This is a genomic window from Herbaspirillum sp. LeCh32-8, assembly GCF_017814915.1.
GTDB lineage: Bacteria > Pseudomonadota > Gammaproteobacteria > Burkholderiales > Burkholderiaceae_D > Herbaspirillum.
In genome coordinates this window covers 1-6,171 of sequence record NZ_JAGIPZ010000026.1, presented here as the reverse complement: position 1 = coordinate 6,171, position 6,171 = coordinate 1, and the positions used below count along the sequence as shown (strand labels likewise).

7 protein-coding genes are annotated in these 6,171 nt (G+C 64.9%); 1 reads left to right on the top strand and 6 read right to left on the bottom strand.

Translation table 11 applies throughout. The annotated features are described in order from the left end of the window. Positions 1–172 precede the first annotated feature (172 nt). Genes J8I26_RS22450 through J8I26_RS22425 form a run of 6 tightly spaced genes read right to left on the bottom strand, consistent with a single transcriptional unit; the run spans position 173 to position 5,926 of the window. Positions 173–1,000, bottom strand: a complete 828-nt coding sequence (locus J8I26_RS22450; protein ID WP_209609436.1) for a phosphodiesterase — start codon at positions 998–1,000, stop codon at positions 173–175. Further along, on the bottom strand, positions 997–2,094 hold the full coding sequence (locus J8I26_RS22445; RefSeq protein ID WP_209609434.1) for an ABC transporter ATP-binding protein: 1,098 nt from the start codon (positions 2,092–2,094) through the stop codon (positions 997–999). Before J8I26_RS22445 ends, J8I26_RS22450 begins: the two co-directional genes overlap by 4 nt. Then, complete coding sequence (locus J8I26_RS22440; RefSeq protein ID WP_209609432.1) at positions 2,091–2,894, bottom strand: ABC transporter permease subunit; 804 nt, start codon at positions 2,892–2,894, stop codon at positions 2,091–2,093. The genes J8I26_RS22445 and J8I26_RS22440 overlap by 4 nt, the downstream gene beginning before the upstream one ends. Positions 2,895–2,904: 10 nt before the next feature. Continuing rightward, entirely contained in the window at positions 2,905–3,780 is an 876-nt protein-coding gene (locus J8I26_RS22435) for an ABC transporter permease (protein ID WP_209609430.1), read from the bottom strand. A 20-nt stretch (positions 3,781–3,800) separates the two neighbouring features. Next, positions 3,801–4,808, bottom strand: coding sequence for an ABC transporter substrate-binding protein (locus tag J8I26_RS22430; protein WP_209609428.1), 1,008 nt, complete (start codon positions 4,806–4,808; stop codon positions 3,801–3,803). Between the two features lie 59 nt (positions 4,809–4,867). After that, complete coding sequence (locus J8I26_RS22425; protein WP_209609426.1) at positions 4,868–5,926, bottom strand: LacI family DNA-binding transcriptional regulator; 1,059 nt, start codon at positions 5,924–5,926, stop codon at positions 4,868–4,870. Between the two features lie 31 nt (positions 5,927–5,957). Between J8I26_RS22425 and J8I26_RS22420 the strand changes: the two genes are divergently transcribed. Then, on the top strand, positions 5,958–6,171 hold a 214-nt coding region (locus J8I26_RS22420), incomplete at its 3' end, for a hypothetical protein (protein WP_209609424.1).

The window sequence follows — 6,171 nt, the reverse complement described above, 5'->3', positions numbered from 1 at the left end:
GGGCTGGCACTTAGGGGCCGCCTTTCTTTGCTTACTTTCTTTGGCGGAGCAAAGAAAGTGAGCGGCTGCCGGGCCGCCCCCGGCGCTCCGCTCCGACCGGAGAGAACAAGCATCAAAGCCAGAGCAAACGAAGGCAGCAAAACCAGACTACCCAAGAAACCAAAGCAACAAATCAGTCGATCAGCTCATCCCCGTCATAAAACGGATAAGGCCCCTCAAACTCCCCGATAGCCACCGTATGGCTAACCAACGCAGCAGACGCCGCATCCCACCAATGCAACTGGAACCCCGGCGGCTCCATCACAAAACAGGAAGGCGCGGCAGGATCCAGATCCAGCACCACCTGGTGCGACACCCCCGGGCAAGTCGACGCCAGCGTCCCGCCAAAGCGCCGCTGGATAGAGCGATGCAAATGCCCGCACAACACCCGCTCGACCTGCGCATGCTTGCGCACCACCGCCTCCAGCGCACGCATGTCGGCCGGCGACAAGCCGATGTCGTCCATGTGCCCGATGCCGGTGGCGAACGGCGGATGGTGCATCACGATCACGGTCGGCTTGTCCGGCTGCGCTGCCAGCACATCGTCCAGCCGGCGCAGGCTGGCCGCGGCCAGCTCGCCCTTGCTTGAACGCGGAATCACGGTATCGAGCGCGACGATGCGCATCGGGTGATCCTCGATCACATACTCGATGCGCTCGCCGCCCTGCTGCAGATAGGGATGGTCGGGAAAAGCCTCGCGCAGCGCGCTGCGCTCGTCATGATTGCCCGGCAACAAGTAGTAAGGCATGGTCAGCGGCGCCAGCAGCTTGCGCAGGAAGGCGTATTCGGACGGCTTGCCGAAGTCGACCAGGTCGCCGGTCAGCACCACCACGTCAGGTTTCTGCTTCAGCGCGTTGACCTGCGCCACGCAGCGGCGCAGGCTCTCGGCGGTGTCGACCACGCGATAGGATTTCTTGCCGTCGGTCTTGATGTGCAGGTCGGAAATCTGTCCCAGTATCATGCTTGCTCCTTGCCGGCCGCAGCCGCCACTTTCACCAGCGCCGACGCCGGCACCGACAGCGCCACGCCCTGCCCCGGCTGCCAGACGCCGCGACGGCCGGTCTCGGCGATCACTGCGCGGTCGGTGCCGATATCGATCTCGAAACGGGTGCGGTCACCCATGAAGAAGGTATTGACGATGGTGCCGCGCAGCGTGTCGCCGGCGGCGTCTTCGACTTCCAGCACCTGGACGTCCTCGGGGCGGAACATGGCGGTCGCCGGCTGGCCTTCGGGCACATTATCCGGCAACGGCAGGCTGCCTGCAGGCAGTTGCAGGCGGCCGCCGGCAGAGATGCCGTCGACCCGATTCATGGCGCCGATGAACTCAGCCACGAAGGCGTTGGCGGGGCAATAGTAAATGTCCTGCGGGCTGCCGATCTGCGAGATCTTGCCGCGCTCCATCACCACGATGCGGTCGCCCAGCGCCATCGCCTCGCCCTGGTCGTGGGTGACGTAGACGGCGGTGATGCCGAGCTTGCGCAGCAGCTGGTTCAGGTCACTGCGCACCGCTTCGCGCAGCTTGGCGTCGAGCGCGGTCAGCGGCTCGTCCAGCAGCAACACCTTGGGCTCCACAGCCAGCGCGCGCGCCAGCGCCACGCGCTGCTTCTGGCCGCCCGAAAGCTGGTCGACGCGCCGGTGCGACAGGCCCTGCAGGTGCACCATCTCCAGCAGCCGCTCGACGCGCTCGGTGCGCTGCTCGGCCGGCACCTTGCGGATCTTCATGCCGTAGGCAATGTTCTCGCCCACCGTCATGTTGGGGAACAGCGCGTAGTTCTGGAACACCATGCCGACGCCGCGCTTTTCGATCGGCAGGTCGGTGACGTCGTCGTCGCCGAACTGCACCCGCCCACCCTCGTCGGGGAACTCGAGGCCCGCGATCATGCGCAGCGTGGTGGTCTTGCCGCAGCCCGAGGGGCCCAGCAGCACCAGCGTTTCGCCGGCGCGGATTTCAAGGTCCAGCGGCTGCAGCGCGCGCGTGCCGTTGGCGAAGGATTTGGCGCATTGCGTCAGACGGATCGAGACAGGCTGTCCCGCAGATTCAATCGTTTGCTTCATACACTTGCTCTCTTGCGTGTTGCCTGGGTCACCCACTGCATGCCGATCAGCAGCGGAATGATCATGAAAAAGAAAATCAGGGTATAGGCCGAGCCGATCTCCAGCCGCATCGAGGCGTAGGCGTCGGCCAGGCCGACCGGCAGGGTCTGGGTCAGCGGCGTATGCAACATCCAGGTGATGTTGAATTCGCCGATCGACAGCGTCACCACCATCAGCGCGCCGGCCAGGATGCCGGAGGCGACGTTGGGGATGACGATGCCGAAGAAGCGCCGCATCATGCCGGCGCCGAGGCTGGCCGCGGCTTCCTCCAGCTGGGCCAGCTGCGAGGACTGCATCACCGCCAGCACCGGGCGCACCATGAAGGGCAGCGTGAACAGCACGTGGCCGACCAGGATGAAGACCACGCTGGCGCGAAATTCACGGTACTGGCCGTAGGCCATGATCAACGCCAGCGCGGTGGCCAAACCGGGTACCGCAACCGGCATCATCAACAGCTCTTCAATGGCGCGCGCGATGCGGCTCTTGCCGCCCTGGTAGCGCGCCAGCATGTAGGCCAGCGGCACGCCGATCACGGCGGTCACCACCAGGCACGCCAGGGCGATAAAAATGGAGCGCCAGATGGTGGCCTGGTACATCTCCCACACCTGCGCCACCCAGCGCAGCGTCAGCCCGCTGGAGAGTCCCACGAAGAAGTTTTCAGTCACGCCGGCCAGCATCGACAGCACCACCGGCACCACCAGGAAGGCGCAGATGAGGAGCGTAAAGGCCAGCTGCGCGTAGAAGCGGAAATTGCGTTTCATCAGCGGCTCCTTACGCAGCGGCGCCCGCGCCGTTGCCGGTCAGCGAACGCGCCGCCGCCAGCACCAGCCAGGTGATCACGCCCAGCACGATGGACAGCGAGGCGGCCGTGGCGAAGTTGGCGTAGCCGGTGAATTCGTTATAGATGGTCATCGGCAGCACATCGATGTTGGCCGCCAGCGTGAAGGCGGTGCCGAAGGCGCCGACGCTGGTGGCGAAGCAGATCGCGCCCGACGAGATCAGCGCCGGCAACAACGCCGGCAGCACGACGTGGACCAGCACCTGCCATGGCCTGGCGCCGAGCGAGCGGGCTGCCTCTTCCAGCGAACGGTCGAGCTTTTCCGCAGCGGCGACCACCGTCAGGATCACGCGCGGAATCGAAAAATACAGGTAGCCGAGAAACAGGCCCGAGAGCGAATACGCGAACACCAGCGAGTCGCCGAACAGCCAGTTGGTGAACGCGCCGACCAGGCCCTGACGGCCGGCCAGCATGATCACCATGAAGCCGACCACCACGCCGGGAAACGCCAGCGGGAAGGTCAGCATGGCCAGCAGCAGCGACTGGCCGGGAAAACGATTACGTTGCAGGAACAGACCGACGAACACCGAGATCGCCAGCGTGGCCGCCGTCACCGCCGCCGACAGCACCAGCGTCGACACCAGGCTGGTGAAGTAGTGACGGTTGGTCAGCACGGCGAGATAGGCCATCGCCCCATCCGGCCCGGAGGCGCCCACGCCCACCAGGCGCGCCATGGGCAGCAGCCAGAAGGCGCAAAAGATGGTCATGCCCGGCACGGCGAACCACAGCCAGATGCTGTCGGAGCGCTTGCGCGGCCGGCCGGTCGGCGCCCGGCTGCCGGCGCCAGACGGGGGAAATACGGTTTTCATGGTCTGTCCTGCAACTTGCATCAACGCACTTCCGCCAGATAACGCTCGCCGAACTTGCGCTGGGCTTCAGCCATCTTGCCGTAATCCACCGCCTTGGCGCGGGCGTATTCGGCCGCCGGCAGGAAGCGGGCTTCAGCTTCCTTCGACATTGCCGAAGCGCGTACCGGACGCAGGTAGGCATTGGCCCAGATCGCCTGGCCCTGGTCGGACAACAGGAAGTCCAGCACCTTCTTGGCGTCAGCCTGGTGCGGCGCGTTCTTCACCAGCGAGACCACGTAGGGCACGGTGACGGTGCCCTCGCTCGGAATCACGAAGGCGACGTTGGCTTTGTCCTTGTACTTGGCGCGATAGGCGTCGAAGTCATAGCCCAGCAGGATGGGGATCTCACCCGAGATCAGGCGCGCATACGAAGTCTGCTTGGGAACGATGGGCTGGTTCTTCTGCAGGTTCTTGAAGTAGGTGATGGCCGGCGAGAAGTTGTCCAGCGTGCCGCCCAGCGCCTGGTTGATCGCCACCGCGCCGACGTAGCCGACGAAGGCCGAGGCCGGGTCCAGGTAACCGATCAGGCCCTTGTATTCCGGCTTTTGCAGGTCGGCCCAGGACTTGGGCACCGGCTTGCCCTTCAGGGCGTCGACGTTGACCATGATGCCCATGGTGCCGGAGTGGATGGTGAACCAGTAACCGTCCGGATCCTTCAGGCCGTTGGGGATGTCGTCCCAGTGCGCCGGCTTGTAGGCGGCGACCAGGTCCTTGCCCTTGGCCTCGATGCCGAAGGACACGCCGAGGTAGGTGAAGTCTGCCACCGGGCTGGCTTTTTCGGCGGTCAGCTGGGCCAGCGCCTGGCCGCTGTTCTTGTTGTCCGGCGGCACGGTGATGCCGGTCTTGTCCTTGATGGCCTTGATCTGGGCAGCCCAGTCGGCCCATTCCGGCGGGCAGTTGTAGCAGATCGCGGTCTGTGCGGAAGCCGCGATGGAAGCCGACAGCAGCATGGCGCCGGCGGCGGTTTGAATAACACGTTTCAGGAACATGTCAGATCCTCTCCAATAGGTTGAACGACAAAAGCACTGCAAAAAAACACATCAAAAAATCAGGACTGGGCCGGCGCGGCGGCCGAGCCGCCCTCGCGCACCACATGCGGCAACACATGGCGCGCCGCCTCGACCGGTGCGGCGCCGGCGGCGGCCGCGGCGGCGCCGCGTTCGATCGCCGCCACCAGGGTGCGCAGGGCGACGTCGCCGATGCGCTCGGAAGGCTGCACCACGCTCGCCAGCACCGGCTCCATCAGGGCGCCCACCGGGATGCCGTCGAAGCCCATCACCGAAATGTCGCGCGGCACGCGCAAGCCCAGCGCGCGCAGGTCGCGCATGGCGCTCATGGCCAGCAGGTCGTTGGAGCAGAACAGCGCCGTCGGGCGCAGCGCCGGGTCGGCCATCATCTGCTGGTAGTCGGTGGCGGCGGTCAGCGTGTGGCGCTCGACCTCGATGGCCGGCAACGGCGCCAAGCCGGCGGCCTGCATCGCGTCGAGATAGCCGTAGTAGCGCTGGATGGCGCGGTCGGAGGCATTGAAACGGCCCGACAGCATCTGGATGCGGCGATGGCCCAGGCGGATCAGGTGGGCCACGGCGTCACAGGCGGCGGCGCGGTTGTCGACCGAGACCGAGGCGCGCGGCGGCACATGGCCCTGGCCGCCCAGCGCCAGTTGGTTGTAGGTCAGCACGAAGGGAATCTTTTCCCGCTCCAGCAGATCGAGCGTGGCGTTGGCGCCGGCGTCGGCCACTGTGAGGATCACGCCGTCGACGCGATGGCCGAGCAGCAGCTCGACCGCGGCGGACTCATCTTCGGGCAGGTATTCGGTGGTGGTGAACATCACCGAGTAATCGAGTTCGCGCGCGGCCAGCTCGATGCCCTGCAGGCATTGCGCGAACACCGTATTGGACAGCGTGGGCACCACCACGCCCACGGTGCGCGAATTGCCGGCGCGCAGGTTGCGCCCGGTGAAGTTGGGGCGAAAGCCCAGCTGCTCGATACTGCGATGGATCTTCTCGGCCGTCTCGGCGCTCACCGAGCCCGGCTTGTTGAGCAGGCGCGAAACGGTGGCGATGGATACGCCGGCCAGATTGGCCACTTGCTTGATGGAAGGTCGCACGGAAATCGCTCGATGTGATGAAAACGATTACATGGTGCCTGCCCAATATGACGGCCTGATGACCTTCGGGGCCGCCCTAAAAAACCACAAAAGGTTTCCAAAAAGGAAATTATTCCGAATTGATACAGAATTTCTTTTGAGACTTTTCTCATATAAACGCGAGGCACGAATCGGCAAACTGACGTCACTGCATCAAGCAAACCAGCAAGCCAACGGCGCGATGCACATGCAACCCTCATTCACCT

Excerpts from the sequence above, each read along its gene's own strand:
- J8I26_RS22450 (WP_209609436.1), bottom strand. The coding sequence starts at position 1,000 with ATGATACTGGGACAGATTTCCGACCTGCACATCAAGACCGACGGCAAG.
- J8I26_RS22440 (WP_209609432.1), bottom strand. The coding sequence starts at position 2,894 with ATGAAACGCAATTTCCGCTTCTACGCGCAGCTGGCCTTTACGCTCCTC.
- J8I26_RS22430 (WP_209609428.1), bottom strand. The coding sequence starts at position 4,808 with ATGTTCCTGAAACGTGTTATTCAAACCGCCGCCGGCGCCATGCTGCTG.
- J8I26_RS22445 (WP_209609434.1), bottom strand. The coding sequence starts at position 2,094 with ATGAAGCAAACGATTGAATCTGCGGGACAGCCTGTCTCGATCCGTCTG.
- J8I26_RS22435 (WP_209609430.1), bottom strand. The coding sequence starts at position 3,780 with ATGAAAACCGTATTTCCCCCGTCTGGCGCCGGCAGCCGGGCGCCGACC.